27 protein-coding genes and 1 tRNA gene are annotated in these 26,309 nt (G+C 59.8%); 15 read left to right on the forward strand and 13 right to left on the reverse strand.

What is annotated here, in order from left to right; genetic code table 11:
- Positions 1–80: 80 nt before the first annotated feature.
- A complete protein-coding gene (locus FHT92_RS20610) occupies positions 81–305 on the reverse strand; it encodes a hypothetical protein (protein ID WP_183749420.1) in 225 nt (74 codons plus the stop codon).
- 482 nt (positions 306–787) lie between these two features.
- Between FHT92_RS20610 and ffh the strand changes: the two genes are divergently transcribed.
- The 9 genes from ffh (at position 788) to leuC (ending at position 8,696) form a co-directional block, all read left to right on the forward strand.
- A complete protein-coding gene (gene ffh / locus FHT92_RS20615) occupies positions 788–2,371 on the forward strand; it encodes a signal recognition particle protein (RefSeq protein WP_183828825.1) in 1,584 nt (527 codons plus the stop codon).
- 16 nt (positions 2,372–2,387) lie between these two features.
- On the forward strand, positions 2,388–2,708 hold the full coding sequence (locus FHT92_RS20620) for a chorismate mutase (RefSeq protein ID WP_037101839.1): 321 nt from the start codon (positions 2,388–2,390) through the stop codon (positions 2,706–2,708).
- Between the two features lie 48 nt (positions 2,709–2,756).
- Positions 2,757–3,125 (forward strand): 30S ribosomal protein S16, encoded by a 369-nt coding sequence (gene rpsP, locus FHT92_RS20625; RefSeq protein WP_183749418.1) that lies wholly within the window; start codon positions 2,757–2,759, stop codon positions 3,123–3,125.
- A gap of 125 nt (positions 3,126–3,250) precedes the next feature.
- The gene (gene rimM, locus FHT92_RS20630; protein ID WP_183828827.1) at positions 3,251–3,820 is read left to right on the forward strand and encodes a ribosome maturation factor RimM; all 570 of its coding nucleotides are present in this window, start codon (positions 3,251–3,253) and stop codon (positions 3,818–3,820) included.
- Positions 3,821–3,825: 5 nt separating this feature from the next.
- On the forward strand, positions 3,826–4,527 hold the full coding sequence (gene trmD / locus FHT92_RS20635) for a tRNA (guanosine(37)-N1)-methyltransferase TrmD (protein WP_183749416.1): 702 nt from the start codon (positions 3,826–3,828) through the stop codon (positions 4,525–4,527).
- 199 nt (positions 4,528–4,726) lie between these two features.
- Positions 4,727–5,263 (forward strand): 50S ribosomal protein L19, encoded by a 537-nt coding sequence (gene rplS / locus FHT92_RS20640; RefSeq protein WP_183749415.1) that lies wholly within the window; start codon positions 4,727–4,729, stop codon positions 5,261–5,263.
- 146 nt (positions 5,264–5,409) lie between these two features.
- Positions 5,410–6,207 carry a basic amino acid ABC transporter substrate-binding protein gene (locus tag FHT92_RS20645; RefSeq protein ID WP_183828829.1) on the forward strand — a complete coding sequence of 266 codons (798 nt, stop codon included), beginning with the start codon at positions 5,410–5,412 and terminating at the stop codon, positions 6,205–6,207.
- 18 nt (positions 6,208–6,225) lie between these two features.
- Complete coding sequence (locus FHT92_RS20650; protein ID WP_183828831.1) at positions 6,226–7,044, forward strand: amino acid ABC transporter permease; 819 nt, start codon at positions 6,226–6,228, stop codon at positions 7,042–7,044.
- A gap of 242 nt (positions 7,045–7,286) precedes the next feature.
- Positions 7,287–8,696 carry a 3-isopropylmalate dehydratase large subunit gene (gene leuC, locus FHT92_RS20655; RefSeq protein ID WP_183828833.1) on the forward strand — a complete coding sequence of 470 codons (1,410 nt, stop codon included), beginning with the start codon at positions 7,287–7,289 and terminating at the stop codon, positions 8,694–8,696.
- A gap of 83 nt (positions 8,697–8,779) precedes the next feature.
- On the opposite strand, the gene FHT92_RS20660 is transcribed toward leuC, so the two are convergent.
- Positions 8,780–9,610, reverse strand: coding sequence for an aldo/keto reductase (locus FHT92_RS20660; RefSeq protein ID WP_183828835.1), 831 nt, complete (start codon positions 9,608–9,610; stop codon positions 8,780–8,782).
- 144 nt (positions 9,611–9,754) lie between these two features.
- Positions 9,755–10,303, reverse strand: a complete 549-nt coding sequence (locus FHT92_RS20665; protein WP_183828837.1) for a L,D-transpeptidase — start codon at positions 10,301–10,303, stop codon at positions 9,755–9,757.
- A 138-nt stretch (positions 10,304–10,441) separates the two neighbouring features.
- On the opposite strand from FHT92_RS20665, the gene FHT92_RS20670 reads away from it, so the two are divergent.
- Together FHT92_RS20670 and FHT92_RS20675 are read left to right on the forward strand one after the other, a co-directional pair.
- Positions 10,442–11,125, forward strand: a complete 684-nt coding sequence (locus FHT92_RS20670) for a response regulator transcription factor (protein WP_183749409.1) — start codon at positions 10,442–10,444, stop codon at positions 11,123–11,125.
- A gap of 1 nt (position 11,126) precedes the next feature.
- A complete protein-coding gene (locus FHT92_RS20675) occupies positions 11,127–11,582 on the forward strand; it encodes a cyclic nucleotide-binding domain-containing protein (RefSeq protein WP_183749408.1) in 456 nt (151 codons plus the stop codon).
- A gap of 4 nt (positions 11,583–11,586) precedes the next feature.
- On the opposite strand, the gene FHT92_RS20680 is transcribed toward FHT92_RS20675, so the two are convergent.
- The 6 genes from FHT92_RS20680 to tesB all read right to left on the reverse strand — a co-directional run bounded on the left by FHT92_RS20680 (position 11,587) and on the right by tesB (position 19,133).
- Positions 11,587–12,390, reverse strand: a complete 804-nt coding sequence (locus tag FHT92_RS20680; RefSeq protein WP_183749407.1) for an exodeoxyribonuclease III — start codon at positions 12,388–12,390, stop codon at positions 11,587–11,589.
- Between the two features lie 99 nt (positions 12,391–12,489).
- Entirely contained in the window at positions 12,490–13,173 is a 684-nt protein-coding gene (locus FHT92_RS20685) for an outer membrane lipoprotein carrier protein LolA (protein ID WP_183749406.1), read from the reverse strand.
- Positions 13,174–13,308: 135 nt separating this feature from the next.
- A complete protein-coding gene (locus FHT92_RS20690; protein ID WP_183828840.1) occupies positions 13,309–15,984 on the reverse strand; it encodes a DNA translocase FtsK in 2,676 nt (891 codons plus the stop codon).
- A 238-nt stretch (positions 15,985–16,222) separates the two neighbouring features.
- Entirely contained in the window at positions 16,223–17,656 is a 1,434-nt protein-coding gene (locus FHT92_RS20695) for an ammonium transporter (protein ID WP_183749404.1), read from the reverse strand.
- 28 nt (positions 17,657–17,684) lie between these two features.
- Complete coding sequence (locus FHT92_RS20700; protein ID WP_007814595.1) at positions 17,685–18,035, reverse strand: P-II family nitrogen regulator; 351 nt, start codon at positions 18,033–18,035, stop codon at positions 17,685–17,687.
- Between the two features lie 213 nt (positions 18,036–18,248).
- The gene (gene tesB / locus FHT92_RS20705) at positions 18,249–19,133 is read right to left on the reverse strand and encodes an acyl-CoA thioesterase II (protein WP_183828843.1); all 885 of its coding nucleotides are present in this window, start codon (positions 19,131–19,133) and stop codon (positions 18,249–18,251) included.
- A gap of 84 nt (positions 19,134–19,217) precedes the next feature.
- Between tesB and FHT92_RS20710 the strand changes: the two genes are divergently transcribed.
- Entirely contained in the window at positions 19,218–20,432 is a 1,215-nt protein-coding gene (locus tag FHT92_RS20710) for a ubiquinone biosynthesis hydroxylase (protein WP_183749402.1), read from the forward strand.
- Between the two features lie 8 nt (positions 20,433–20,440).
- On the opposite strand, the gene FHT92_RS20715 is transcribed toward FHT92_RS20710, so the two are convergent.
- The 4 genes from FHT92_RS20715 to FHT92_RS20730 all read right to left on the reverse strand — a co-directional run bounded on the left by FHT92_RS20715 (position 20,441) and on the right by FHT92_RS20730 (position 22,949).
- On the reverse strand, positions 20,441–20,629 hold the full coding sequence (locus FHT92_RS20715) for a Trm112 family protein (protein ID WP_112545684.1): 189 nt from the start codon (positions 20,627–20,629) through the stop codon (positions 20,441–20,443).
- A gap of 8 nt (positions 20,630–20,637) precedes the next feature.
- Positions 20,638–21,309, reverse strand: a complete 672-nt coding sequence (locus FHT92_RS20720; protein WP_183749401.1) for an LON peptidase substrate-binding domain-containing protein — start codon at positions 21,307–21,309, stop codon at positions 20,638–20,640.
- A 102-nt stretch (positions 21,310–21,411) separates the two neighbouring features.
- On the reverse strand, positions 21,412–22,383 hold the full coding sequence (gene trxA, locus FHT92_RS20725; RefSeq protein ID WP_183828846.1) for a thioredoxin: 972 nt from the start codon (positions 22,381–22,383) through the stop codon (positions 21,412–21,414).
- A 56-nt stretch (positions 22,384–22,439) separates the two neighbouring features.
- Positions 22,440–22,949, reverse strand: coding sequence for a prolyl-tRNA synthetase associated domain-containing protein (locus FHT92_RS20730; protein ID WP_183749399.1), 510 nt, complete (start codon positions 22,947–22,949; stop codon positions 22,440–22,442).
- A gap of 258 nt (positions 22,950–23,207) precedes the next feature.
- Between FHT92_RS20730 and FHT92_RS20735 the strand changes: the two genes are divergently transcribed.
- The 3 genes from FHT92_RS20735 to FHT92_RS20745 all read left to right on the forward strand — a co-directional run bounded on the left by FHT92_RS20735 (position 23,208) and on the right by FHT92_RS20745 (position 26,258).
- Positions 23,208–23,282 (forward strand) — tRNA-Gly (locus tag FHT92_RS20735).
- A gap of 391 nt (positions 23,283–23,673) precedes the next feature.
- Positions 23,674–24,807 carry an ROK family transcriptional regulator gene (locus tag FHT92_RS20740; RefSeq protein WP_183828849.1) on the forward strand — a complete coding sequence of 378 codons (1,134 nt, stop codon included), beginning with the start codon at positions 23,674–23,676 and terminating at the stop codon, positions 24,805–24,807.
- Positions 24,808–24,815: 8 nt separating this feature from the next.
- Complete coding sequence (locus tag FHT92_RS20745; protein ID WP_183828852.1) at positions 24,816–26,258, forward strand: M81 family metallopeptidase; 1,443 nt, start codon at positions 24,816–24,818, stop codon at positions 26,256–26,258.
- Positions 26,259–26,309 lie beyond the last annotated feature (51 nt).

Genomic DNA, 26,309 nt, shown 5'->3' on the forward strand with positions numbered 1-26,309 from the left:
TCTTACGCATAAAGGCTAGGCCCGCGAAATCAGAACGGGTACGGCACCGTCAGCCTTTGCAAACCAGGCGAAATACGGATCTACCGCACCGTGCCTTCAGAATTGAGAGACGCCGCGTGGGCTTCGACGATAGCAGCGGTAATGACCTTTCTGAGCTCATAGACCAGCAACCGAGACCGTTTGCGATCCAGGTCCTGTGCCGCCTTCGCCAAATTCAGGCCTTCGCGCAGAACTATATTATGGGCACGCGCCAGCGCCCAGCTTTCTATGTCTGGATTTATCATTTGATATCTCCGCCGATTCATTCGGCATCAAGGATATTCACGAATCATTTTACAGAATTTACTTAAGTGGAAAGTAGAATCAGAAGCGGAATATTTTGCAACTGGCATTTCGCGCGAATTCGGCTTACCGATCAAAATATTCAACTAAACATCGACGAATTTTAAAGCGATTATGTTAGTATGTATATATACTTCCGTCGCGCGACCGGCTGCATAGCGGAATATCCCCGCACCAGTCCTGCCGCACGACGTCGGAAAAGCCTGCCACGACGCCGTTGAACGCATTCGCCTTGACTTTCCCGCAGCTTTCCTGTTTATCGCGCCAAATCCGCGACGAGTAACAGACTCCGAGCCGCCGACTGGAACACTGGATTCCGGAGGTCAACACCCGACAGCGCGCTGCGCCCTCGGGTGCTTTTTGGCTTTGCGTCTTGTTTTCGTCAAGGAAAAGCACGACGTTTCGATCATTCCAAAACTCCCCGAAACGTAGCAAGGAAGAGCTGATGTTTGAGAACCTCCAGGACCGTCTTGGTTCCATCCTGAATGGACTGACAGGCCGTGGCGCGCTTTCGGAAAGTGATGTTTCCGCGGCGTTGCGGGAGGTTCGCCGTGCGCTTCTGGAAGCCGACGTTTCGCTTGAAGTCGTCCGCTCCTTTACCGACCGCGTCCGCGAAAAGGCCGTCGGCGCCGAGATCCTGAAGTCGATCAAGCCCGGCCAGATGGTCGTCAAGATCGTCCATGACGAGCTGATCGAAATGCTTGGGGGCGAAGGCGTCGGTGTCGACCTTCATGCAGCCGCCCCGGTCGTCATCATGATGGTCGGTCTGCAAGGCTCCGGCAAGACGACGACCACGGCAAAGATCGCCAACCGGCTGACGACGCGCGAGAAGAAAAAGGTGCTGATGGCATCGCTCGACACGCGCCGTCCGGCCGCGCAGGAGCAGCTTCGCCAGCTCGGCGCCCAGGCAAATATCGACACGCTACCGATCATCGCCGGCCAGTCTCCGACCGATATCGCCGCCCGCGCCGTCCAGGCCGCCAGGCTCGGCGGCCATGATGTCGTCATCCTCGATACCGCCGGCCGTACCCATATCGATGAACCCCTGATGGTCGAAATGGCCGACATCAAGAAGAAGTCGAACCCGCACGAAATCCTGTTGGTCGCCGATAGCTTGACCGGTCAGGACGCCGTCAACCTCGCCCGCAATTTCGATGAACGCGTCGGCATCACCGGCCTCGTGCTGACCCGTATGGACGGCGATGGCCGCGGTGGCGCTGCCCTTTCCATGCGCGCCGTCACCGGCAAGCCGATCAAGCTGATAGGCGTCGGCGAACGGATGGGCGAGCTGGAAGAATTCCACCCCCGCCGCATTGCAGACCGCATCCTCGGCATGGGTGACATCGTCTCGCTCGTCGAAAAGGCTGCCGAGAACATCGACGCCGAAAAAGCGGCCGCCATGGCCGCCAAAATGGCCAGGGGCAAGTTCGACCTGAACGACCTCGCCGACCAGTTGCGTCAGATGCAGAAGATGGGTGGCATGGGCGGCATTATGGGCCTGATGCCCGGCATGGCCGGCATGAAGGACAAGATGGCCGCCGCCGGCCTGGACGACAAGCTGTTCGGCCGCCAGATCGCCATCATCCAGTCGATGACCAAGGCCGAGCGCGCCAATCCTGATATGCTCAAGCATTCGCGCAAGAAGCGCATCGCCGCCGGCTCCGGCACCGATGCCGCTGCCATCAACAAGCTTCTGAAGATGCATCGGCAGATGGCCGACATGATGAAGATGATGGGCGGCAAGGGCAAAGGCGGCATGATGAAGCAGATGATGGGCGGCCTTGCCGGCAAGATGGGGTTGGGGGGCCTCGGCGGCATGGGCGGCATGCCTGACCTCTCGAATATCGACCCGAAGCAGCTGGAAGCCCTGCAGAAGCAGGCGGAAGCGGCAGGTCTCGGAAAGCCGGGTGGGGGTATGCCCGGTCTAGGCGGGGGCTTGCCGGGCGGATTGCCTGGTCTTGGCGGCGCAAAACTGCCGGGCCTCGGTGGTGGTTTCCCGGGCCTGCCCGGATTGCCCAAGAAGAAGTGAAAGGATCGCCTGCCCCATGATTGATCCAGACGTCAAAGCCCAGCTTTCGAGCTACCGCCAGTCGATCGACAATATCGATGCGGCGCTCGTCCACATTCTAGCCGAACGCTTTCGCTGCACCAAAGAGGTCGGCGTGCTGAAGGCTAAGTACAAGTTGCCGCCGGCCGATCCGGCGCGCGAGGAATACCAGATCGCTCGTCTTCGTCAGCTTGCCGAAGATGCGCATCTGGACCCGGATTTCGCCGAGAAGTTCTTGAACTTCGTCATCAAGGAAGTCATCCGGCATCATGAGCAGATCGCTGCGGACCACGCTGAACAGAGCGCCGCAGCCCGATAACCATACCGCCCCACGAAGCGGTCAAGAAAAGCCTAAGGAGTAAAGAACATGGCACTGAAAATTCGTCTCGCACGCGGTGGTTCCAAGAAGCGCCCGTATTACCACGTCGTTCTCGCCGATGCCCGCAGCCCGCGTGACGGCCGCTTCCTCGAGAATCTCGGTTCCTGGAACCCGATGCTCGCCAAGGGCGACGAGAAGCGCGTTCAGCTGAACGGCGAGCGCATCAAGCACTGGCTCGACCAGGGCGCTCTGCCGACCGACCGCGTCCTGCGCTTCCTCGACGAAGCCGGCATTTCCAAGCGCGAAACCCGCAACAATCCGGAAAAGGCAAAGCCGGGCAAGAAGGCTCAGGAACGCGCTGCCGAGAAGGCGCAGAAGGCTGCCGACGCCGCCGAAGCTGCTGCTTCCGCCGAATAATCAGTTTGACCCAATCCGGACGGGCGGCATGGCGACATGCCGCCCGTTTTCGTTTCCATTCCCGCGCACTTCGTTTATGAGAGGCGTGATCTCAGCTTCTTGCCTGCGTTCGAATGAAGGAACCCATGACCAAGCTTGAAAACCCGGTGCTGATGGCAACCATCGGCGGCGCGCAGGGCATTCGCGGCGAGGTGCGTGTAAAGGCCTATACGGCCGATCCGACCGCGCTCGGTGATTACGGCCATCTGCACAGCATGGATGGACGCGTTTTCGAAGTTCTCGAACTGCGCGAAATGAAGAATATGGTCGTCGTCCGCTTCCGCGGCGTCAACGACCGAAATGCCGCCGAGGCGTTGAACGGCCTGGAACTCTACATCGAACGCGACAACCTCTCGGATGAGGAGTTGGAGGACGACGAGTTCTTCTATGCCGATCTGGAAGGGCTCGAAGCCTTCGACGATCAGGGGATCAGTTACGGCACGGTGACCGGAGTCTTCGATTTCGGCGCCGGCGATCTTCTGGAACTCAAAGGCCCCGGCAAGCGTCCGGTGTTGATCCCCTTTTCGGAGGCCTCCGTGCTGGAAATCGATCTTGAAGCCGGCAAACTGCTCATTGATCCGCTTGCGGCCGGTCTCGTCGACAATCCCGATGACCTGAAGGGGCTCGCACCCGGCAAGCCTAAGAAAAAGAAGTAGGCGCCATGGCTTTCCGGGCGACGGTGCTGACACTCTACCCGGAAATGTTTCCGGGCCATCTGGATTTTTCGCTCGCTGGCAAGGCGGCGGAGCGTGGACAATGGTCGCTCGATACCGTGCAGATCCGTGATTTTGCGACGGATAAACACCGAACCGTCGATGATACGCCCGCCGGCGGCGGCGCCGGTATGGTGCTGAAACCCGATGTGCTCGCCCGGGCCATCGACAGCGCTTCTGAAAATGACAACCGCCCGCGCCTGCTGATGAGCCCGCGTGGCAAGCCGCTGACGCAGGAGCGCGTGCGGCAGCTTGCGGCCGGCGACGGAGTGATCATCGTCTGCGGCCGTTTCGAAGGAGTCGACCAGCGTGTGATCGAGGCACGTGAACTCGAGGAAGTCTCGATCGGCGATTACGTACTGTCAGGCGGCGAGCCGGCAGCGTTGATCCTGCTCGACGCGATCGTCCGCATCCTGCCGGGCGTCATGGGCAACGACCTCTCCGGTCTGCATGAAAGCTTCGAAGGCGGACTTCTGGAACATCCGCATTATACCCGCCCTCAGGAGTGGGAAGGCCGGGAGATTCCGGCGATCCTCACTTCGGGCAATCATGGCGCCATCGAGAAATGGCGCCATGATCAGGCCGTCTCCCTGACGAAGGAAAGGCGGCCAGACTTGATTGGGGCGCAGAAGCCCGAAAAAGCGGGCTGATTTCATAAATTTGTCGTCCAAGGGATGACAGGTGGAAGTCTTTCGTGTAATGGCCCACGCGGAAATGGGGTTTAACCCCGTCTGCCAGCAAACAAAGAATGGCGAACCCGCTCCCGCCCGCAAAGGCAAACTCCGGAGGCATCGACCGAAGGACAGTGTGAGCGCTCTGGCTGTTTCAGAAGAACCAAAGGTTAAGACGATGAACATCATTCAGCAGCTTGAGGCCGAACAGGCCGCCAAGATCGAAGCCAAGCGCACCCTTCCCGAGTTCTCTCCGGGCGACACCGTCCGCGTCAACGTGAAGGTTACGGAAGGCAACCGTACCCGCGTTCAGGCCTACGAAGGCGTCTGCATCGCCCGCTCCGGCGGCGGCCTGCAGGAGAACTTCACGGTCCGCAAGATCTCCTACGGCGAAGGCGTCGAGCGCGTATTCCCGGTTTACTCCCCGCTGATCGAAAGCGTTGAAGTCGTTCGCCGCGGTAAGGTCCGTCGCGCCAAGCTCTACTACCTGCGCGACCGTCGCGGCAAGTCGGCCCGTATCGTTGAAGATACCGGCGTCCGCGCCCGCAAGCTCAACGATGCCGAGCGTCAGGCCGTTGCCGAGGAAAAGGCACGTATCGAGGCTGAAAAGGTTGCAGCAGCGCAGGCTCTCGCCGCCGAAAAGGCAGCAGCGGAAGCCGCTGAAGCAAAGGCCGCCGCAGAAGCTGCAGCCGCTGCTGAAGGCTCGGCTGAATAAGCACCTCGCGAAAGCGAAATCATTGCAGGGGAAAGGCGGTCTTTGGGCCGCCTTTTCTTTTTTGCGCCGATCGGCGATGCCTGCAGCCTTGCCATATCGGCGTCTTCCATGACAATTCTGCCGTTCAAAGATTGGGGAGCCATATCATGTTCTTTCGCCGCACCGTACTTGCCGGCCTGACCGCCGCAATGCTTTCGCCTCTCGCAGCTTTCGCCGCCGGCCTGCCGGACCTGGGCGGCAAGACCGTCGTCGTGGTGACGGAAAACGCCTATCCGCCTCTGCAATTCGTCGATCCCAAATCCGGCAAGGCGATCGGCTGGGAATATGATGCTATGAACGAGATCGCCAAGCGGCTGAACTTCAAGGTCGAGTACCAGAACACCAGCTGGGACGCGATGATCCAGGCTGTATCCGATGGCCAGTACAACATCGGCATGACCGGCATCACCATCAAGGATGATCGGAAGCAGAAGGTCGACTTTTCCGACCCTTACATGCGCTCGCAGCAGTTCATGCTGGTTCGTGGCGATGAGAAGCGGTTCGCTGACGCCAAGAGTTTCAATGCCTTCAACGATGGCCTGATCGGCGCCCAGCCCGGCACCTCTCCTTTCTATACCGCTGTCTATGAAATACTCGATGGCAACGAGCAGAACCCGCGCATCAAACTCTTCGAGACCTTCGGCGCAACCGTGCAGGCCCTGAAGACCGGCGATGTCGATCTTGTCCTCACCGACAGCGTCGCTGCCAAGGGTTATGTCGATTCCTCCAATGGCGCGTTGAAGGTCGTCGGCGAACCGCTTGGCACAGAGGATTTCGGCTTCATCTTCCCGAAGGGTTCCGATCTCGTCGCTCCGGTCAATGCCGCCATAGCCGAGCTGAAGGCGGATGGCACCTTTGATGCGCTGAATAAGAAGTGGTTCCTCGACTACAAGATGGGCGAGTAACCCCTCGAGCGATCGCAGATGGCATTACCACCATCCCCGCGACACGAGAAGGACGACCGTCCCTGGTGGCTGGTCGTCCTTGTTCTGATCGGCATCCTTCTCGCCGTCGTCATCATCACCAACGACATCTACGCGCAGGTCTTCCGGACTGTCGTGAATGGTGCCGGCATTACCGTGTTCGTGACACTCGTCGCCTTTGTGCTGGCGACAGTGCTGGGCCTCGGCATCGCCCTGCTCGGCCTTTCCGACAGCATCGTGCTGCGACAGATCGCCCGTTTCTACATCGAGATCATCCGGGGCATTCCGATCCTCGTGCTGCTCTTCTATATCGCCTTCGTCGGCGCGCCGGGCGTTGTTGCAGCCTATAATTTCCTGATCACACCCCTGGTGAAGGCCGGTATTGCCGAGCCGATCCTCGTGCGAGACCTGTCGCTGATGTGGCGCGCCATCATCGCCCTGATGATCGGCTATTCCTCCTTCATCGCCGAAATCTTCCGCGCCGGTTTTCAGTCAGTCGATCTCGGCCAGATCGAGGCGGCCAAGTCGCTCGGCCTGTCGCGCTACCGCCGTTTCCGGCTCGTCGTCTTCCCGCAGGCGATCCGGGTCATCTTCCCGCCGCTCTCGAATGACTTCGTCTCCATGGTGAAGGATTCTTCCCTCGTCTCCGTCCTCGGCGTGGCCGACATCACGCAAATGGGCAAGGTTTACGCGTCCGGCTCCTTCCGCTTCTTCGAGACCTATTCGATCGTCACCTATATCTACCTGATTCTGACGATCGGCCTGTCGCTGGCGCTGCGGCGGATCGAGAAGAAGATGAAGCAGATGCCGCGGCGTTAGAGCTTTATGATTCGAATTGCCGTTTCGATCAAAAATCGCTATATCCAGCGCCATGGAATCCAAGTTCAGATGCACTGGCGCGCATATTTTCGTGCTGCAGGATCATTATCGCCTGCCAGCGCGGTTCTTCGCATGCGTCTCCGGTGCGCTCAACAGCCGACTTCGTTGACCGAATGACGGCCGGCGGAGCCTGATCCGCTATTTTCCCATTTTCCAAAGCTTCCAAAAACGGACTTACCGCCATGAGCGCACCGCGTACCCTCTACGACAAGATCTGGGACGACCACCTGGTCGACGAACAGGCAGACGGCACCTGTCTTCTCTATATTGACCGTCACCTGGTCCATGAAGTCACCTCGCCGCAGGCTTTCGAAGGCCTGCGCATGTCCGGCCGCAAAGTTCGCGCGCCGGAAAAAACGCTTGCCGTCGTCGACCACAACGTTCCGACCTCCGCTGACCGCCATCTTGGCATCAAGAACGAAGAAAGCCGCATCCAGGTCGAGCAGCTCGCCAAGAATGCCGCTGAGTTCAACGTCGAATATTATTCCGAGAACGACAAGCGTCAGGGCATCGTCCACATCATCGGGCCGGAACAGGGCTTCACCCTGCCCGGCATGACGATCGTTTGCGGCGACAGCCACACCTCCACACACGGCGCCTTCGGCTCGCTCGCCCACGGTATCGGCACTTCTGAGGTCGAGCACGTTCTCGCGACCCAGACGCTGATCCAGAAGAAGGCGAAGAACATGCTGGTGCAGGTCGACGGCCAGCTGCCGTCAGGCGTCACTGCCAAGGACATCGTTCTCGCCATCATCGGCGAGATCGGCACCGCCGGCGGTACCGGCTACGTCATCGAATATGCCGGTGAAGCCATTCGCTCGCTGTCGATGGAAGGCCGCATGACGATCTGTAACATGTCCATCGAAGGAGGTGCTCGCGCCGGTCTGATTGCGCCCGACGAGATCACGTTTGAATATATCAAGGGTAAGCCGCGCGCGCCGAAGGGCGAAGCGCTGGAACAGGCGATCGCCTACTGGAAGACGCTGAAATCCGACGAGGGCGCTCATTTCGACCGTATCGTCAAGCTGAACGCGGCCGAACTGCCGCCGATCGTCTCATGGGGTTCCTCGCCGGAAGACGTCGTCTCCGTTCAGGGTATCGTACCGAACCCGGATGAGATCCAGGACGAGACGAAGCGTGCCTCCAAGTGGCGTGCGCTCGACTATATGGGCCTGAAGCCGGGAACGAAGATGACCGACATTTCTGTCGATCGCGTCTTCATCGGTTCCTGCACCAACGGCCGTATCGAAGACCTGCGCGCCGCCGCCAAGGTCGTCGAGGGCAAGACCGTCGCCTCGACGGTAAATGCCATGATCGTACCGGGCTCCGGTCTCGTGAAGGAACAGGCGGAAGCTGAAGGCCTCGACAAGATCTTCAAGGCTGCCGGCTTCGACTGGCGCGAGCCAGGTTGCTCCATGTGCCTTGCCATGAACGACGACCGCCTGAAGCCGGGCGAGCGTTGCGCCTCGACCTCGAACCGCAACTTCGAGGGACGTCAGGGCTTCAAGGGCCGCACCCATCTCGTCTCGCCGGCCATGGCGGCCGCAGCCGCGATTGCCGGTCACTTCGTCGATATCCGCGAGTGGAACTGATCTTTCTCGGACATCCGAGATGATTAAAGCCCGGCGCGCGAGCGTCGGGCTTTTTAGTTGGGCAAATACTGAGAAGACGGCGCTTAGAACGTCGCCGTGTACGGATCCGGACCCATGCGAGCGTCGGCGCTATCGAGCTTGGCGATCGCGGCCATGTCTTCACCATCAAGCTTGAAATCGAAGACGTTGAAATTCTCCTCGATGCGCGAGGGCGTCACCGACTTCGGAATGACGACGAGGCCGGTATCGATGTGCCAGCGAATGATCACCTGCGCCGGCGTCTTGCCGTGCTTGGCAGCAATCTGACCGATGACCGGGTTGGAGATGAAACGGCCCTGACCGAGCGGGCTCCAGGATTCCGTGACGATGTTCAGCCTTTTATGCGCTTCCTGCGCCGCCTTCTGCTGAAAATCCGGATGCAACTCGATCTGGTTGATGACAGGAACCACACCCGTGTCGCCGATGATGTGGTCGAGATGGTCCGGATAGAAATTCGACACGCCGATGGAGCGCGCGCGCCCTTCTTCGCGCAGACGCACGAAAGCTTTCCATGTTTCACGATAGAGACCGCGATGCGGCGACGGCCAGTGGATGAGGTAAAGATCGATATAGTCACTGCCGAGCTTCTTCAGGCTGACCTCGAAGGCCCGCAATGCATTTTCATAGCCCTGGTCGGTGTTGCGTAGTTTTGTGGTGACGAAGATATCCTTTCGGTCGACGCCAGAGGAACGGATGCCTTCACCGACGCCCTCTTCATTGTCATAGCCTGACGCCGTGTCGATATGACGATAGCCGGCGGCAAGTGCGGTGCGCACGGTCGGAGCTGCGATATCCTGCGGCGTCTGCCAGACGCCGAGACCCACCTGGGGGATGGAATGTCCGTCATGGAAAGTGATGATGGGCTGAGTGGTCACAGTATATCTCCGGAAGTTCAGGGGATTGCCAAAGACGCGAATTGAACGGGGATGAATTGAAGCCGCCAAGCGGTTTTCCCCGGGACGCTTTGCCCCCCGCATGCCGGTCGAAAATCCATATAGGACACGTGGTCAGCAATACAATCAGGTAACTTGAACGATCGTTCCCTTTCTGAGGAAGGGCAGGATGCGGCGCATATCGCGAGCACTGATCGCGACACAGCCGGCGGTCGGTTCGTATTCCGGCAGAGCAAGATGGAAGAAGATCGCTGAGCCGCGATTACGTGCCCGGGACGTCACGTTCCAGTCGAGCACCAGGCAGATATCGTAGAGCCCGTCCTTACGCTTCATCTCCTCATGGCTTGGCTTGAACGGCGCCTTCACCAACCTGTTATAGTTTGGATCATCCGGTTGATCGCACCACATCATATCGGTGCGGATGCGCTTGATAAGCAGCTCCGAAGCGAGACGGCCGTTTCGCTCGCCGCGCCGGAAACCATAGAGCAGCCGCATGGCCGCAATCGGCGTAGCCCCGTCGCCTTCACGCTTGATCACGGTCCGGCCGTTGCGGCCAATGGCGGCGGGCAAGGTCAGGGGGCCAAAACGGATGATAGCCCTGCTCTTTTTGCCCGGCGCGGCACGCACAACGAGCGTCGGAAGCCTGCCATTCCCCTCTCGCCTTGCTTTTTCCATTTTTCTCGCATGTTCTTGAATTGCCTTGGGCTTCGATTGAAACCATATGAAACCCCGAGCGGCAACAGCAGACCGCCAATCCTTGCCAAATGTGGAATTTGGCGTAGGAGTATCTGACAAACGCAAGGACGCACCCGCATGACCGCACGCACCATTCTTCTGGTGGATGACGACGACGACCTTCGCCAGACGCTGACGGAGCAGTTGTCTTTGTATGAGGAATTCACGGTTCTGCAGGAAGCGACCGCGGCTAAGGGCGTCCAGTCCGCCCGCTCCAATCCGGTCGACCTGCTGATCATGGACGTCGGCCTGCCGGATATGGATGGCCGCGAGGCGGTAAAGCTGTTGCGCAAGGGTGGCTTCAAGGCGCCGATCATCATGCTGACCGGTCATGACACGGATTCGGACACGATCCTCGGCCTTGAGGCTGGCGCTAACGACTACGTGACAAAGCCTTTCCGCTTCGCCGTGCTCTTGGCTCGCATCCGCGTGCAGCTTCGCCAGCACGAGCAGAGCGAAGATGCCACTTTTACCGTCGGCCCCTATCTCTTCAAGCCGAGCCAGAAGCTGCTGACCACTGACAACGGCCAGAAGATCCGCCTTACCGAAAAGGAAGCGGCGATCATCCGCTATCTTTACCGCGCCGAACAGAAGGTCGTGACTCGCGACGTACTGCTGGAAGAGGTCTGGGGTTACAATTCCGGCGTGACCACTCACACGCTGGAAACACACGTTTACCGCCTGCGCCAGAAGATCGAGCGGGATCCGTCCAACGCCGAGATTCTCGTGACGGAGAACGGCGGCTACAAGATTATTCCGTAGAATGTCTCTTTCCGACGATATTCATCTGCTGTCGCAGCTTCCGCTCTTCAAGGACATGAACGACGACCAATTGCGCCTGATTGCCTTTGGCGCCGACCGTCGCGTGATTGCGGCCGGGCAGATCTTGTTCCGTCAGGGCTCGCCTGCTGAGAGCGCCTATGTAATCACCAGCGGCAGCCTCGAACTCAGCGTGACAGGCTCAGATGGCATCGGGCAGACTCAAGCCATTGCCGAATCCGGATCGCTGATATCGGAACTCGCATTGGTGACACAGGTGGAGCGTAAATTCACGGCGGTTGCGCGCGAGGATACCGGCATCCTCCGCATCACGCGAACCCTGTTCCATCGGCTGATCGAGGAATTTCCCTCGGCAGCGCGTATCATCGAAAATCGCATCCGCGACAACATCGCCGAACTGGCGGCGCAGGCTGCGAGTCAGTTTCACCGCTTCAACTGAACCTTCAGAAATTGAAATGTGCGGTTACGGGCACGTGGTCGGACGGCCGGTCCCAGCCACGCGCCTCCTTCAGCACCTCGATACGCTGCAGATGCGGACCAAGATCGGGCGACGACCAGATATGGTCGAGGCGCCGGCCCTTGTCGGCAGCTTCCCAATCCTTCGCCCGGTAGCTCCACCACGTATAGAGCTTCTCATTGGCGGGTACATGCTGACGCATGAGATCGTGCCAGCCGCCGCGCTTCATCACCTCGATAAGTCCGTCGGTTTCGACCGGCGTATGGCTGACGATCTTTAAAAGCTGCTTATGCGACCAGACATCATGCTCCAGCGGCGCGATATTGAGATCGCCGACGAGGATGGCTGAGGTGTCACGCTCGGCGCTCGCCTTGAGGCTCTTCATCTCCTCGATGAAATCGAGCTTGTGGCCGAATTTTGGATTGATCGTGCGGTCCGGCTCGTCACCGCCGGCAGGAACGTAGAAATTATGCAGGCGGATGCGCCGGTTGCCGCGCTCGAAGACCGCCGAAATGTGGCGTGCGTCGCCGACATTGCAGTAGTCCTGCCGGTGATCCTCAGTCAGCGGCACGCGGGATGCGATGGCAACCCCGTGATAGCCCTTCTGGCCGTGGATGATGATGTGCTCGTAGCCCATGGCGCGCAGCGGTGCCAGCGGGAAGAGGTCGTTCGGAACTTTGGTTTCCTGCAGGCAGAGGATATCCGGCCTGTGTTTCAACACGAGCTGCTCGACGATCGGCATGCGCAGCCGCACCGAATTGATATTCCAGGTGGTGATGGAGAAGCTCATGCCATGCCCTTTCAGATCCCTCTGAAAAGGCTTTAGAGCAAAGGCGTCAGCGAGAAAACCGGCCGCGGGCAAAAGCGGCCGGCGATCAACCGAAAAGCATCAGTCGCGGTTTGCCGACGTGCCCTTGATATCCTCGTAGGGCACACGGAAGACGCGCTCGTCGAAGGCAACGCCGGTCTTCACGTTGAAGATCATGACCGACGTGTCCTTGCCCTGATTGTCGGTGATCGTCCACTGGCGCAGATCATAAGTCTTCGGGTCGAACATCATTGTGATGGTCGAATTGCCGAACACCGTATTGTTGCCGAGCGAGATCGTTGTCAGATCGGACTCTTGCTTCACGCCCTTCACCATGCCGGCGGAAAGGTCGATACGCGGCGCAAGCAGCAGGCTGAGCGGCGTCTTGGAAAGCGGATAGAGATCCCAGGTCTTCAGCTTCACATTGCCGATCGCGACGTTTCTCCCGTCGGCAATGACGCGCATCGGCGACGGATCGTCATAGTTGAAGCGCAGCTTGCCAGGACGTTCGATGAAAAACTTGCCCCCGGTCTGTTCGCCACGGGGGCCAAACTGCACGAACTCGCCCTGCATGGTGGCGACGCCGGAGAAATGATCGGCAATCGCCTGTGCCGTAGCGTTGTTGCCAGCGGGCGCTGCCGCCTGTGCGACCTGAGCGAGAGCGGGAAACGGAACGGCGCTTGCAGCGGCCGCAGCGGCAAAGACACCGAGGACGGTGCGACGGCTTACCGGCAGGCCGGAAAAGATGGATGCGGAGTTGGTCATGTGAACCTCCTGTATGCGATCTGCATGCCGCTGAAAGGCGGCGTCTTCAAGGCGCCGCTATCGCCCGGTGAAAGGTAACGGATTACATGCCCCGAGGTTTCCATTGGTTGGGCCGCGCCATCAAATTTTCCTTGCTTAACGGTCGAGGATATCCCCGTCCGTCGGCACGAGAATTTCCCGTTTGCCGGCGTGGTTAGCCGGGCCGATGATGCCCTCCTGCTCCATGCGCTCGATCAGCGAAGCAGCACGGTTGTAGCCGATTCCGAGCCTGCGCTGGACATAAGAGGTCGATGCCTTGCCGTCTCGCAGAACGATGGCGACTGCCTGATCATAGGGATCCTCTGAATCGGCGAGATTTGCCGTGCCAGCCGGACCGCCACCATAATCACCATCCTCGTCGTCATCGGCAGTGATGGCATCGAGATATTGCGGCGAGCCCTGCGTCTTGAGATAGGAGACGATCTCTTCGACCTCAACGTCGGAAACGAAGGGGCCGTGGACGCGCTGAATGCGGCCGCCACCGGCCATATAAAGCATGTCGCCCATGCCGAGCAGTTGTTCAGCACCCTGCTCGCCGAGGATCGTGCGGCTGTCGATCTTGGACGTAACCTGGAAGGAAATGCGCGTCGGGAAATTCGCCTTGATCGTGCCGGTGATAACGTCGACCGATGGACGCTGCGTTGCCATGATGACATGGATGCCGGCCGCGCGCGCCATCTGTGCGAGACGCTGCACGGCGCCTTCGATGTCCTTGCCGGCGACCATCATCAGGTCGGCCATTTCGTCGATGATGACGACGATGTAAGGCATCGGCTGAAGATCGAATTCCTCGGTTTCGTAGACCGCTTCGCCCGTCTGCCGATCGAAGCCGGTCTGCACCGTGCGCGAGATCGTATCTCCCTTGGCAAGTGCCTGCTCGACGCGCGTATTGAAGCCGTCGATGTTGCGAACGCCGATCTTCGACATCTTCTTGTAGCGCTCTTCCATCTCGCGGACGGTCCATTTAAGCGCGACGACGGCCTTCTTCGGATCGGTGACGACAGGGGAGAGAAGATGCGGAATGCCATCATAGACGGAGAGTTCGAGCATCTTCGGATCGATCATGATCAAACGGCACTGCTCCGGCGTCATGCGGTAGAGCAGCGACAGGATCATGGTGTTGATGGCAACGGACTTACCCGAACCGGTGGTACCCGCGACGAGCAGATGCGGCATCTTCGCAAGATCGGCGATCACAGCCTCACCGCCGATCGTCTTGCCGAGTGCCATGGCAAGCTTCGCCTTGGAGCTTTCGAAATCACGTGAGGCGATGAGTTCGCGCAGATAGACGGTTTCGCGCGTCTGGTTTGGTAGCTCGATGCCGATCGCATTGCGGCCCGGCACGACGGCGACGCGGGCGGCAATCGCGCTCATCGAGCGGGCGATGTCGTCGGCAAGACCGATGACGCGGGATGACTTGATGCCGGGTGCCGGCTCCAGTTCATAGAGTGTGACGACAGGACCAGGGCGGACATGGATGATCTCGCCCTTGACGCCGAAATCCTCCAGCACGCCTTCCAGCATGCGGGCATTCTGCTCCAGCGCATCTGCCGAAAGCGTGGAATCGCGCACCACGTTCTTCGGTTCCGCAAGCAGATGCATGGAGGGAAGCTGGAAACCTTCCGGCCGGATGAACGAACCTTGCGCCTCGCGTTCGACGCGGGCGCCGGGCTTCGGACGAGCTGAAGCAGGAATGACGCGCGGCTCGGGTTTACCGGCCAATTTTGCTGGAGCGCGGATCATCCAGTCGTCATCATCGTCATCGGGTAGGATATCGGCCGGACGCGGCGGCATGTCCGTATCAAACGGCGGCTCGTCGTCCTCGTCCTCATCATCGTTGAGCGAGATGGAAGGCGCCGAAACGACCCGACGGCTCGATGGGCCACGCGGCTCCATGGAAGGATCCATGCGCTCGCCACGCGCTGCGGGCTTGGCGCGCACCGGCTCGTTCAGCGTACCGAATTCGTCATCGTTGAAGTCATAGGGCGATTCGAAATCGCTCTGACGGCGCTTGCGCGGCCCCATGCCGAAAAGCCGCCGGAAACGCGCCTGGTTCATATACCAGGCGTGTGTCATGGCGCCGCTAAAGGCCATCCAGCGGGACCCATCGTCCTCATCGTCCTCATCGCCGACGACACGCACCTTGCTGCGCGTATCGGCATAATCCTCTTCTTCGTTTTCCTCCTCATCGAGCTCGCTACGGCCGACAATGCCGGCTGCAAAGAGCATCATCCATGCGGTCGGGACAGCGAAGATGCAGCCGACGGCGGTCGCGAAAACACCAGTCGGATAGGCGCCGACAAAGAGTGCGGGAAAACGCAGGATCATGTCGCCGATAACACCGCCGATACCGTTCGGGATCGGCCACGTGAGCGGTGGCGGGAAACAGCCGATGACGGCGGAGGAGAGTATGGTGCCCACGAGCCAGGCGCCGGCGCGCGCCGGAATGCGGCTGATGCGACGGCCGGAAATCAAGGCCAGCGCCCAGGCGACGATCGGCAGCATCGAAACGACGCTTGCGAGCCCCAGGAACTGCATGGCGACGTCAGCAAAGGCAGCACCGCTATAACCGAGTATGTTGGTCGGCAGGTTACCAGTGGCGTAGGAATAGCTGGGATCGGTGACGTTCCATGTCGCAAGCGCCGCAACCGCGAGCGCCAAGAGCAGGAAGACCGCAAAGCCGGTAAGAGCCTGGATCTGCCGCAGCATGAATGCCGAGAAGGAGAACCGGTCAGGACGGCCGTCCATCGCCGGCGACGTGCTTCTTGCCATATGTCAAACCCGTCCAATGCCTGGGGGCACGCGAATCGCCAATGCTTCGCCGCGCCAAATGCGTCCGCTCTACCTAATCAAAGTAGGGTTAAAGCGATGTTAACCATGCATATGCCGGATCGCTAAAAAGAAAAGGGCCCGAACCTTGTGAGGTCCGGGCCAAGAGCGGCTTATGGTTAGATAGGCCGCGACGGGCCGTTCAGCGGCGCCCTTGTGCAAGGCGCCGCAAACCCTGTGATTAGGCGTGGTAGGCCGCTTCGCCGTGCGTTGCGAGGTCGAGACCTTCGCGCTCGGCTTCGACCGAAACGCGCAGGCCGATGATGACATCGACGATCTTGTAGAGGATTGCGGAGCCGATACCCGACCACAGGAGTGTCGTGAGCACGCCCTTGGCCTGGGCCAGGACCTGCGTTGCTGTGCCGGCATAGGAGGCAGCGAAATCAGCCGTCGAGTAGTCGACGATACCGGCGCCGCCGAGGGCCGGGTTGACGAGGATACCGGTGCCGATGGCGCCGAAGATACCGCCAACGCAATGGACGCCGAAGACATCGAGCGAGTCGTCATAATTGAACTTGTTCTTCACGACGTCGACGAAGAAGTAGCAGACTGGCGAGACGAGGAGACCGAGAACGATCGAACCCATCGGGCCGGCGAAACCGGCTGCCGGAGTGACGGCGACGAGACCGGCAACGGCACCAGAAGCAGCACCGAGCATGGAAGCCTTGCCGCGAGCGAAGCTTTCCACGATGCACCAGGAAACAGCAGCAGCAGCCGTTGCAACGAAGGTGTTGATCATGGCGAGCGATGCATAGCCGTTGGCTTCGAGGTTGGAGCCGGCGTTGAAGCCGAACCAGCCGACCCACAGGAGCGAGGCACCAACCATGGTCAGCGTCATGGAGTGCGGAGCCATGATTTCCTTCTTATAGCCCGTGCGCTTGCCGAGCATGATGGCGCCGATCAGGCCGGCGATACCGGCATTGATGTGAACGACCGTGCCGCCAGCGAAGTCGATCGCGCCATAGGAGAAGATCAGGCCTGCCGGAGACGTGTAGGAGCTCGGACCGCCCCAGAACCAGACCATGTGCGCCATCGGGAAGTAGACGAAGGTGACCCACAGCACGACGAAGAGCATGACGGCCGAGAACTTGATACGCTCGGCGAACGCGCCGACGATCAGGGCCGGCGTGATGCAGGCGAAGGTCATCTGGAAGCAGATGAAGGTGAGTTCCGGAATGGCTACACCCTTCGTGAAGGTTTCAGCCAGCGAAGACGGTGTGACGCCGGCGAGGAAAGCCTTGGAGAAGCCACCGACGAAGCTGTTCAACGAGCCGCCATCGGTGAAGGCGAGCGAATAGCCGTATGTGACCCAGATGATCATGACGACAGCCGTGATCATGAAGACCTGCATCAGAACCGACAGCATGTTCTTGGCGCGGACGAGACCACCGTAGAACAGCGCAAGGCCCGGGATGGTCATCAGCAGAACGAGCACCGTGGAGACGAGCATCCACGTATTGTCGCCCTTATCCATCGTCATGGCCGGAGCAGCAGCGGCTGCAGCATCGGCGGCGGCCGGGGCGGCTTCCTGCGCGAAAGCGACGACCGGCGCCAGGAGGGCGGCCGAAAGGGCGCCTATCCGTGCGATGTTAGAGGAAAACTTCGAAATTGACATTGGAAATGGCTCCTTGATCTGCCGTTCTTTACAGCGCTTCTGAATCGGTCTCGCCCGTACGGATGCGCACGGCATGGTCGATCGAGTAGACGAAGATTTTGCCGTCACCGATCTGGCCGGTCTTGGCAGATGCTGCGATGGCTTCGACCGCCTTGTCGACGATCTCGGATGCGACCGCGATTTCGATCTTGAGCTTCGGCAGGAAGCTGACCGCATATTCAGTGCCGCGATAGATTTCAGTGTGCCCCTTCTGACGACCGTAGCCCTTTACTTCGGTCACAGTCAGGCCCTGAATGCCGATCGCCGTGAGGGCTTCGCGGACCTCATCGAGCTTGAACGGCTTGATAATGGCCATCACAATTTTCATCTGGTTTCCCATCCTTCGTTATCCTCGGCGCGGAGCCGACTCTCCTTGCCGCTGACGGTTTCCTGACCAGCGACCGGCGATAGACATTCAAAGGACGTGCCAGATTCGTGCCAACTCTATAAGTTATTGAAATATAAGGACTATAATTGAAGGCGCCAATAAACAGGCAAATGATTGGTCAATAAGCGCACAAATAACGCGCAAATTTATAAATATGCACATTATTTATTCATTTGCCTTTTTCCGAATCAACCCCTCCTGCGCCACCGACGCGATCAGGACACCGGATCGACTAAACAGGCTACCGCGGGTCAATCCCCGGGCGCCTGAAGCCGACGGACTGTCCTGCGTATAGAGCAGCCAGTCGTCGAGCTTGTCGGAACGATGGAACCACATGGAGTGGTCGAGGCTTGCAACCTGCAGGTTCTGGTCGAAAATGGATGTTCCGTGGGCATGCAGCGATGCATCGAGCAGCGTCATGTCCGAGAGATAGGCAAGCACGGCGGCCTGATAAAGCCTGCTGTCCGGCACAGGACCGGCAGCACGAACCCAGACATCCTGCCGAGGTTCGAGCTTCTCACTCGTAAAATAGTGCTTGAGCGAGACCGGGCGGATCTCGATCGGCCGTTCGCGTTCCCAATATTTGCGCACCGCCTCCGGAGCATGGGCGAGATACTGCTCCTTGATCTGCTGTTCGCCGAGCAGCGTTTCCGGCATCGGCACGGGCGGCATGGGGACCTGATGGTCGAAGCCCGGCTCCTCGACCTGGAACGAGGCCGAGAGCGCGAAGATCGCCTTGCCGTGCTGGATCGCGACGGCCCGGCGTGTGTTGAAGCTCGATCCGTCTCGAATGCGCTCGACCTGATAGATGATTGGCACCGAGGGGTCGCCGGGGCGCATGAAATAGGCGTGCAGGGAGTGAATGAAGCGATCGTCCGTCACCGTGCGCTGCGCCGCCATCAACGCCTGAGCAATCACCTGCCCGCCGAATACGCGCTGCCAACCGGCCCGCGGACTGCGGCCGCGAAAGATATCGACCTCGATCGGCTCGATATCGAGCGTCGAAATCAATGTTTCCATGGCGGTCGGCTTATCCGTTTGTTCCGTCATTTGTTCAGCTCCCGGCGGTAGGAAGTGGTAATCTGATGCTCTATATAGATCGCATCTGATCATAGAAAGTAACAGGAGCGGACGATGCTGGACATGCTGATTGCAGGAGGAGGTTATGTCGGCCTGTCCGTGGCCGTGGCGGTCAAACAGGCTGCCCCGCATCTCAATATCGCCGTCGTCGAGGCAGCACCCGAGCAGGCCTGGAAAAAGGATATGCGCGCTTCCGCCATTATCGCGGCTGCGACGAAGATGCTCGAAGTCTTCGGCATCTGGGATGAGATCGAGCCGGAGGCCCAGCCGATCACCAAGATGATCGTGACCGATTCCAAGATGTCCGATCCTGTTCGCCCGATCTTCCTGACCTTCGACGGCGAAGTTGCCGATGGCCGGCCCTTTGCCCACATGATCCCGAATGTTGCTATGGTCGGCGCGCTGCGCGGCGCCTGCGAGCGGCTCGGTATCGATATCCGCCATGGCCTGAGCGCCGCTGGCCTGAAGACGGATGATACCTATATCGAAGTCAGCCTGTCCGACGGCAGCACGCTGCAATCGCGCCTGCTGGTTGCCTGCGATGGCGTGCGCTCCAGACTTCGCGATTTCGCCGGCATCAAGACTGTCACCTGGGATTACGGTCAGTCCGGCATCGTGACGACCGTCGAGCACGAGCGCCCGCACCACGGCTGCGCCGAAGAACATTTCCTGCCGTCCGGCCCCTTCGCCATCCTGCCGCTGCGCAACAACCGCTCGTCGCTCGTCTGGACCGAGCGGACGAATGACGCCAACCGTCTGGTTGCGGCTGACGATCTGGTTTTCGAGGAGGAACTTGAACGCCGCTTCGGCCACAAACTCGGCGCTCTCAAGCTGGTGGGCGACAAGCGCGCCTTCCCGCTCGGCCTCACACTTGCGCGTTCCTTCGTCGCCCCGCGCTTTGCGCTGGCCGGCGATGCCGCACACGGCATCCATCCGATTTCCGGCCAGGGCCTCAATCTCGGCTTCAAGGATGTGGCGGCACTTGCCGAAACCATCGTCGAGGCCGATCGCCTTGGGCTCGATATCGGCGCCATCAATATTCTGGAGCGCTACCAGAGCTGGCGTCGTTTCGATACCTTCCGCATGGGCGTCACGACAGATGTGCTGAACCGGCTGTTTTCCAACGACATGGCACCGATCCGCATCGCCCGCGATTTCGGCCTCGGCATCGTCGATCGCCTGCCCGGCCTAAAATCCTTCTTTATCGGCCAGGCGGCCGGAACGACCGCCAAGGACAATCCGCGGCTGCTCGCAGGCGAAACAATCTGAATTGCTCTTCAGTCTTCGAGGCTGCGCGCTTCCGAAACGAGCATGATCGGAATGCCGTCCCTGATCGGATAGGCAAGACGCGCCTTTTCCGAGACCAACTCGTTGTGCTCGCGGTCATATGAAAGCCGCCCTTTAGTGAGCGGGCAGACGAGAAGTTCGAGAAGCTTGGGATCGACGCGGCTCAGTTTTTCATCCATCGCGCCCTCTACTGCAATACGGTATCGGAATCGCCGAAAACGCGGGCAAGCACAATTTCGGTGATGGCGATCAGGGTTTCCGCCCTCGTCTTGAGGTCGGGCGCTTCGAGCAGCGCCTGTTTTTCGGCTGGACCGAAAGGCGACATCATCGCGAGCGAATTGACGAGGGTGAGATTGCTCGCCCGCTCCACGCTCTCCCAGTCTGCCTCGAGTTTGTTGGCGTCAAGATAGGCCTTGAAAGCTGTTAGCAACGCGCCGCGGTCGACGGCATCTTCCTCGTTCTCGGCGGAAAGATCGGAAATGAATGGCGCGATGCGAAAGCTGCGGAACGGCTGGCCATGCGATCTTTCTTCCAGCAGCCGGAAACGGCACACACCCGTAAGCGAGACGATATAACGTCCGTCACCGGTTTCGGCATAGGAGGTAATCCGGCCGAGGCAACCGACAGCCGCAAGCTCAGGAGCATGCGTCTTGTCTTCATGCTCGCCGTGCGCCGGCTGCACCATGCCGATCAGACGGTTTCCGCTCAGTGCAGCATCGAACATCGCTAGATAACGCGGCTCGAAGATATTGAGCGGCAACTGTCCGGCAGGCAGGAGAAGTGCACCTGTCAGGGGAAAAACTGCGATCTCATCCGGTAGATCCCCGGGCTTCAGATATCTCGCATTGCCGACTTGCATGAAGACTAGTCCCGCACTCTTTCGGCGGGCGCATCTATGGCGCCCGTCCTCACGACGAATGTGGTGCCCTTGCGTAAAAACGCAAGGGCGGATGCGGCAAACTCAGGAAAAGAGGATCGAGGAAAGCTTGCGGCGAGCCGAAACAGTCGCCGGATCCTTGAAGCCCCAGACCTCGAAGAATTGCAGGAGCTGGCGGCGCGCACCGTCATCATCGAAGGCACGATCCTTGCGCATGATGGTGAGCAGGTGTTCGGCTGCCTCCTCACGCTTGCCCTCGACATTGAGGATCTTGGCGAGCTTCAGGCGGGCTTCGTGATGATCGGGGTTCGATGCCAGCTCACGTTCCAGGGCGATGGGATCGCCGAGCTTGCGGGCTTCTTCGATCTGGTCGAGCTTCTTCAGGATCGCCTGGATGCCGGCATCCTTGGCAAGCTCTTCCGGCAGCTCGCTCAGCATCTGGCGGGCCTCACCGTGCTGATCGGCTGCGATCAAGCATTCAGCCATGCCGGCAAGCGCCTTGGCATTTTCCGGATCGGCCTGCATGATTGCGCCGTAAAGCTGGCCCGCTTCATTGGTATTGCCGGCAGCAAGAAGTTCGCCCGCTTCCGCCAGAACGGCCTCGATCTCGGCAGCCTGGTCGGCGCCGGCGGGACCTGCGAGGCGATCGACGAACTGGCGAACCTGGCTTTCCGGCACAGCACCCATGAAACCGTCAGCCGGACGCCCGTTGACGAAGGCGATGACGGCTGGAATGGACTGGATGCCGAGCTGGCCGGCGATCGAGGGATGATCGTCGATGTTCATCTTGACCAGCTTGACGCGGCCCTGACCTTCATTGACGACCTTTTCCAGAATCGGCGTCAGCTGCTTGCACGGGCCGCACCACGGCGCCCAGAAATCGACCAGAACCGGCTGATTGCGCGACTCCTCGAGGACGTCCTTCGCGAAATTTGCCGTCGTGGTGTCCTTGATATGACTGCCGCCCGCCGCAGGCTGGGATACTGCGCCATAGCTTGCCGTTGCCGACATCTGATTGCCGAAGGAACCGTTGTAAGGATTGTCGCTGCCGCTCATAGGTATCTCCCGCCGCGCCGATCTGCCGGCGTCTCTGATAGCGCTAAAATCGTATGTCAGGACGTCACTTTCAAGACAAGCGGCTTATGCCCGGTCGCTTCCATGAATCGTATCAGATCGGCGCTGGCGATTGAAGTCGTCGCATCGTTAGAAAGCGGATGGCAGTTGATGACGTCATCGCGCATCAGATCCGCATCGAGCACGAAGGTGACATTATTCCCGGTATCGTTGATCGCGCCGAGCGCGGTGACGGCTCCCGGAATGACCCCAAGATATTCCATCAGCTTCTCGGGCCTGCCGAAAGAGACGCGGCCGGAAGCGCCGATGAGAGTATGGACCTGCTTGAGGTCGACGAGGGCATTTTCCTCGACTGTCAGCAGGAAGTAACGATCTTTCTTGTCCTTCACGAACAGGTTCTTGGTATGCCCGCCTGGAATCTCGTCCCGCAACGCTACCGATTCGGCTACTGTGAAGACGGGCGCATGGTCCTTGGTACTGTGGGCGATGCCGATGCCATCGAGAAAGGCGAGAAGATCCTGGCGAGTCTTGGGCTTGTTTTCGGTCATCGTCATTCCATCAGACAAGAGAAAGGCAGATTGGACTGTCTGCTTACGTCCGCCTCGTGCGCTTGGCAATCGTCAGGACCGACGCCTTGCCCTGCATTCGCGGCGTTTCCGAAGCCGGTTTTCCACCGTCGGAACTTTTCTTCGTTTTTCCGTCATTTCCCTGTTGCATTTGAAAATCGTTTGGGCGATATAGCGCCCGTCGCCGCAAGGTGGCACCCACGGTCCGCTACTTACTACCCCGGACCGTTGCGGATTTGAGCGGGTGTAGCTCAGGGGTAGAGCACAACCTTGCCAAGGTTGGGGTCGAGGGTTCGAATCCCTTCGCCCGCTCCAGTTTCTCAATTGTCCAACCGATACGCGAAACACGCAGCAAGCTGCGCATCGCATCTCTTTTTATTTCCGCGGATCGCGCAGGCCGTCGCAGAAAATGTGAAGCCGAGCATGCTGACCATGATCGCGAGCCGCGGGAAGAGCGACATGTAGATAGTGAGGCCGAGATAATTGCGGCCATCGCTCCTCATTGCGCTCCATTGAGCGAAACCCACAACATGACCGTCAGCGAGGAAGCGAGGCCGAAAACGGCGGAAACAGCGTTCCGGAGACCGATTCTTGAAGTCGGCCTCCGGTCAGCTTTGATCAATTTTGCAATTTATTTCAGTTGATTGGTTCATTTTGTGAACTTATTGTCGGGTAGAACAGTACATCGGCAGATCAGGAACTTTGCATGTTCAATTCGTCGCAGCGCGAACTCCTGCGGGTCATAAGCGAGTCTGGCCCCTTAAGTCGGACCGATCTTGCTGCCGCGATCGGGCTCAGCAAAGCGGCGATGAGTGGCATTGCCCGCGAGCTGATCGATCGCGGCGTGCTGCACGAGACGGAGACCGTCTACGGCCAGGGTCGGCCCTCCGTGCTGCTCGACCTGAAGCCGGAATGCGCCTTCTTCATAGGTATCTCGCTTCTGGAAGATCCGGCACCGATGATCCTCAGCGATCTGAACGGCAATATCATCGCCCGTCAGCAACTGCCCTATTCCAGGGATCCCAAGGTCATTGCCAATGCCATTGCTTATGGCCTGCCGGAAATCTTGAAGGGCCATCCGCAGGCGAGCTCGAAGCTTGCCGGCATCGGCGTGGCATTGTCCGGCTTCGTCGATGAAAAACAGGCGACCTGCGTGCAGTCCACTCTGCTTGGCTGGCAGGATGTGCCGCTCGCCGAACTTATCCGTCAGGCAAGCGGCGTCGATACCTTCATCGAAAACGACGCCAAGGCCGTCGCCGTCAGCGAGAAGCTGTTCGGCATAGCTCGCGACACGCCCAATTTCTCGGTCGTTTCGTTGGGAGACGGTATCGGCTGCGCCCATGTCATCGACGGCAGGCTCTATCGCGGCAATCATGGCGGTGCGGGCGAAATCGCCCACGCGACGATTGAGCCGGGTGGGGCACCCTGCCGCTGCGGCAAGCGCGGCTGCCTGGATACCATCGCCTCCATGAAGGCGATCAAGGAGATGGCGCGGGCCGCCGGCCTGAAATGCACCTCGCTGCCCGAGCTGGAAGAGGAAGCTTCGCTCGGCACGGTCGAGGCCGTCGCCATCATCCACAAGGCCGGCGCAGCCCTCGGTCTTGCGATCTCGCACCTGATCCAAATGAACGACCCCGGCATGATCCTTGTCACTCATGTCGAAGGTTCCTTCGAAGGCTTGTTCGGCACGGTCGTGCAACAGGCGGTCGAAGCCAATGTTCTTCCGCGTTATGCCGGCCAAACCCCGATACGCACCCGCCGCGTCGATAGCGACGTCTGGGCGCGGGGCGCTGCCAGCATTGCCGCGCACAATTTTCTGATTGGTCCCAATATAAGCTGAGGTCTCCCATGCGCATCGCCGTCGGTGGCATTCACATCGAATGCAGCACGTACAATCCCATCCTGAACGAGGAGGCAGACTTCCGGGTAGTACGCGGCGAGGAACTGTTGGCAGCCCCCTATTTCGCCTTTCTGAAGGATTACGACGCCGAATTCCTGCCGACGATCCATGCCCGCGCCATTGCCGGCGGGCCGGTCGCGCGGCACACCTATGAGGCCTTCAAAGCCGAATTCCTGGAACGCCTGAAGCCATTGCTGCCGCTCGACGGCCTCTATCTCGCCATGCATGGCGCAATGTATGTCGAAGGCATGGAGGATGCGGAAGGCGACTGGATCGGTGCGGCCCGCGCGCTTATCGGTGATCACTGCATGGTCTCGGCCAGTTATGACCTGCATGGCAACGTCACCCAGCGCATCATCGATGCGCTAGACATGTACTCCACCTATCGCACGGCGCCGCATATCGATGTCGAGGAGACCATGCGCCGCTCTGTCTCCATGCTGGTGAAAAGCCTGAAGACTGGCGTGAAGCCAATCCTGCTCTGGGCGCCGATCCCGGTCGTCCTGCCGGGCGAACGTACCAGCACCGTCGATGAACCGGCAAAGAGCCTTTACGCCGAACTGCCCGGCATCGATGCGCTAGACGGCGTCTGGGATGCTTCGCTGATGGTCGGCTACGTCTGGGCTGACGAACCTCGCGCCACCGCTGCAGCCATCATGACCGGTACCGACCGCAGCGTACTGGAGCGTGAGGCAAAGCGTCTGGCGAAGGCCTATTGGGATGTGCGCGAAGAATTCGTCTTCGGCTGCGAGACCGGCTCGATCGAGGAATGCGTCGCCACGGCGATCGCCAGCTCCACCGGCCCCGTCGTACTCGCCGAATCCGGCGACAATCCGACTGGCGGCGGCGTGGGCGATCGTGCCGACATATTGGCCGAACTGATTGCAAAAGGCGCCACCGGCGTCGTCTTCGCCGGCATCGCCGATAAGGCGGCCACCCAGACCTGCTATGCTGCGGGCGTCGGCGCCACTCTGGAGCTGACGGTCGGCGCCTCGCTCGATACTAAGGGCAGCAAGCCGGTGACGGGACGCTTCCTGGTGAAATTCCTGCACGAAACCGCTGACGCGATCGATCGCCAGGCCGTCGTTTCCATCGGCGGCATCGATCTGGTGCTGTCCGCCAAACGCCGCCCCTATCACAAGATCGTCGATTTTACCCGCCTCGGTCTTGATCCGCGCACAGCAAAGATCGTCGTCGTCAAGTCGGGTTATCTCTCGCCGGAACTGGCACCGATCGCCAATCCGAACCTCATGGCGCTCTCGACCGGTGTCGTCGACCAGTTCGTCGAGCGCCTGCCGCGCCTGCGCAAAGAGCACCCGACCTATCCTTTCGACAAGGATTTCAGCTTCGAGCCGCAGGCTTTCCTTTCTGCGCGCTCCGCGAACCGCTGAGGCTTGAGAGGCGAACCAATTGATTTTTGGTACCGCGCGCCTGCCTGGCGT

Origin of the sequence: Rhizobium sp. BK377 (assembly GCF_014193935.1) — a bacterium.
In the GTDB taxonomy this organism is placed as follows: Bacteria; Pseudomonadota; Alphaproteobacteria; order Rhizobiales; family Rhizobiaceae; genus Rhizobium.

What these genes read in the sequence shown, in the direction of transcription:
- FHT92_RS20690 (WP_183828840.1), bottom strand. Translation starts at nt 15,984, where the DNA reads ATGGCAAGAAGCACGTCGCCGGCGATGGACGGCCGTCCTGACCGGTTC.
- FHT92_RS20710 (WP_183749402.1), top strand. Translation starts at nt 19,218, where the DNA reads ATGCTGGACATGCTGATTGCAGGAGGAGGTTATGTCGGCCTGTCCGTG.
- FHT92_RS20610 (WP_183749420.1), bottom strand. Translation starts at nt 305, where the DNA reads ATGAATCGGCGGAGATATCAAATGATAAATCCAGACATAGAAAGCTGG.
- FHT92_RS20740 (WP_183828849.1), top strand. Translation starts at nt 23,674, where the DNA reads ATGTTCAATTCGTCGCAGCGCGAACTCCTGCGGGTCATAAGCGAGTCT.
- tesB (WP_183828843.1), bottom strand. Translation starts at nt 19,133, where the DNA reads ATGACGGAACAAACGGATAAGCCGACCGCCATGGAAACATTGATTTCG.
- FHT92_RS20670 (WP_183749409.1), top strand. Translation starts at nt 10,442, where the DNA reads ATGACCGCACGCACCATTCTTCTGGTGGATGACGACGACGACCTTCGC.
- FHT92_RS20650 (WP_183828831.1), top strand. Translation starts at nt 6,226, where the DNA reads ATGGCATTACCACCATCCCCGCGACACGAGAAGGACGACCGTCCCTGG.
- FHT92_RS20720 (WP_183749401.1), bottom strand. Translation starts at nt 21,309, where the DNA reads ATGCAAGTCGGCAATGCGAGATATCTGAAGCCCGGGGATCTACCGGAT.
- FHT92_RS20645 (WP_183828829.1), top strand. Translation starts at nt 5,410, where the DNA reads ATGTTCTTTCGCCGCACCGTACTTGCCGGCCTGACCGCCGCAATGCTT.
- FHT92_RS20680 (WP_183749407.1), bottom strand. Translation starts at nt 12,390, where the DNA reads ATGAGCTTCTCCATCACCACCTGGAATATCAATTCGGTGCGGCTGCGC.
- rpsP (WP_183749418.1), top strand. Translation starts at nt 2,757, where the DNA reads ATGGCACTGAAAATTCGTCTCGCACGCGGTGGTTCCAAGAAGCGCCCG.
- FHT92_RS20620 (WP_037101839.1), top strand. Translation starts at nt 2,388, where the DNA reads ATGATTGATCCAGACGTCAAAGCCCAGCTTTCGAGCTACCGCCAGTCG.
- trxA (WP_183828846.1), bottom strand. Translation starts at nt 22,383, where the DNA reads ATGAGCGGCAGCGACAATCCTTACAACGGTTCCTTCGGCAATCAGATG.
- FHT92_RS20715 (WP_112545684.1), bottom strand. Translation starts at nt 20,629, where the DNA reads ATGGATGAAAAACTGAGCCGCGTCGATCCCAAGCTTCTCGAACTTCTC.
- FHT92_RS20700 (WP_007814595.1), bottom strand. Translation starts at nt 18,035, where the DNA reads ATGGGAAACCAGATGAAAATTGTGATGGCCATTATCAAGCCGTTCAAG.
- leuC (WP_183828833.1), top strand. Translation starts at nt 7,287, where the DNA reads ATGAGCGCACCGCGTACCCTCTACGACAAGATCTGGGACGACCACCTG.
- FHT92_RS20730 (WP_183749399.1), bottom strand. Translation starts at nt 22,949, where the DNA reads ATGACCGAAAACAAGCCCAAGACTCGCCAGGATCTTCTCGCCTTTCTC.
- ffh (WP_183828825.1), top strand. Translation starts at nt 788, where the DNA reads ATGTTTGAGAACCTCCAGGACCGTCTTGGTTCCATCCTGAATGGACTG.
- FHT92_RS20675 (WP_183749408.1), top strand. Translation starts at nt 11,127, where the DNA reads ATGTCTCTTTCCGACGATATTCATCTGCTGTCGCAGCTTCCGCTCTTC.
- rimM (WP_183828827.1), top strand. Translation starts at nt 3,251, where the DNA reads ATGACCAAGCTTGAAAACCCGGTGCTGATGGCAACCATCGGCGGCGCG.
- FHT92_RS20695 (WP_183749404.1), bottom strand. Translation starts at nt 17,656, where the DNA reads ATGTCAATTTCGAAGTTTTCCTCTAACATCGCACGGATAGGCGCCCTT.
- rplS (WP_183749415.1), top strand. Translation starts at nt 4,727, where the DNA reads ATGAACATCATTCAGCAGCTTGAGGCCGAACAGGCCGCCAAGATCGAA.
- FHT92_RS20745 (WP_183828852.1), top strand. Translation starts at nt 24,816, where the DNA reads ATGCGCATCGCCGTCGGTGGCATTCACATCGAATGCAGCACGTACAAT.
- FHT92_RS20685 (WP_183749406.1), bottom strand. Translation starts at nt 13,173, where the DNA reads ATGACCAACTCCGCATCCATCTTTTCCGGCCTGCCGGTAAGCCGTCGC.
- FHT92_RS20665 (WP_183828837.1), bottom strand. Translation starts at nt 10,303, where the DNA reads ATGGAAAAAGCAAGGCGAGAGGGGAATGGCAGGCTTCCGACGCTCGTT.
- trmD (WP_183749416.1), top strand. Translation starts at nt 3,826, where the DNA reads ATGGCTTTCCGGGCGACGGTGCTGACACTCTACCCGGAAATGTTTCCG.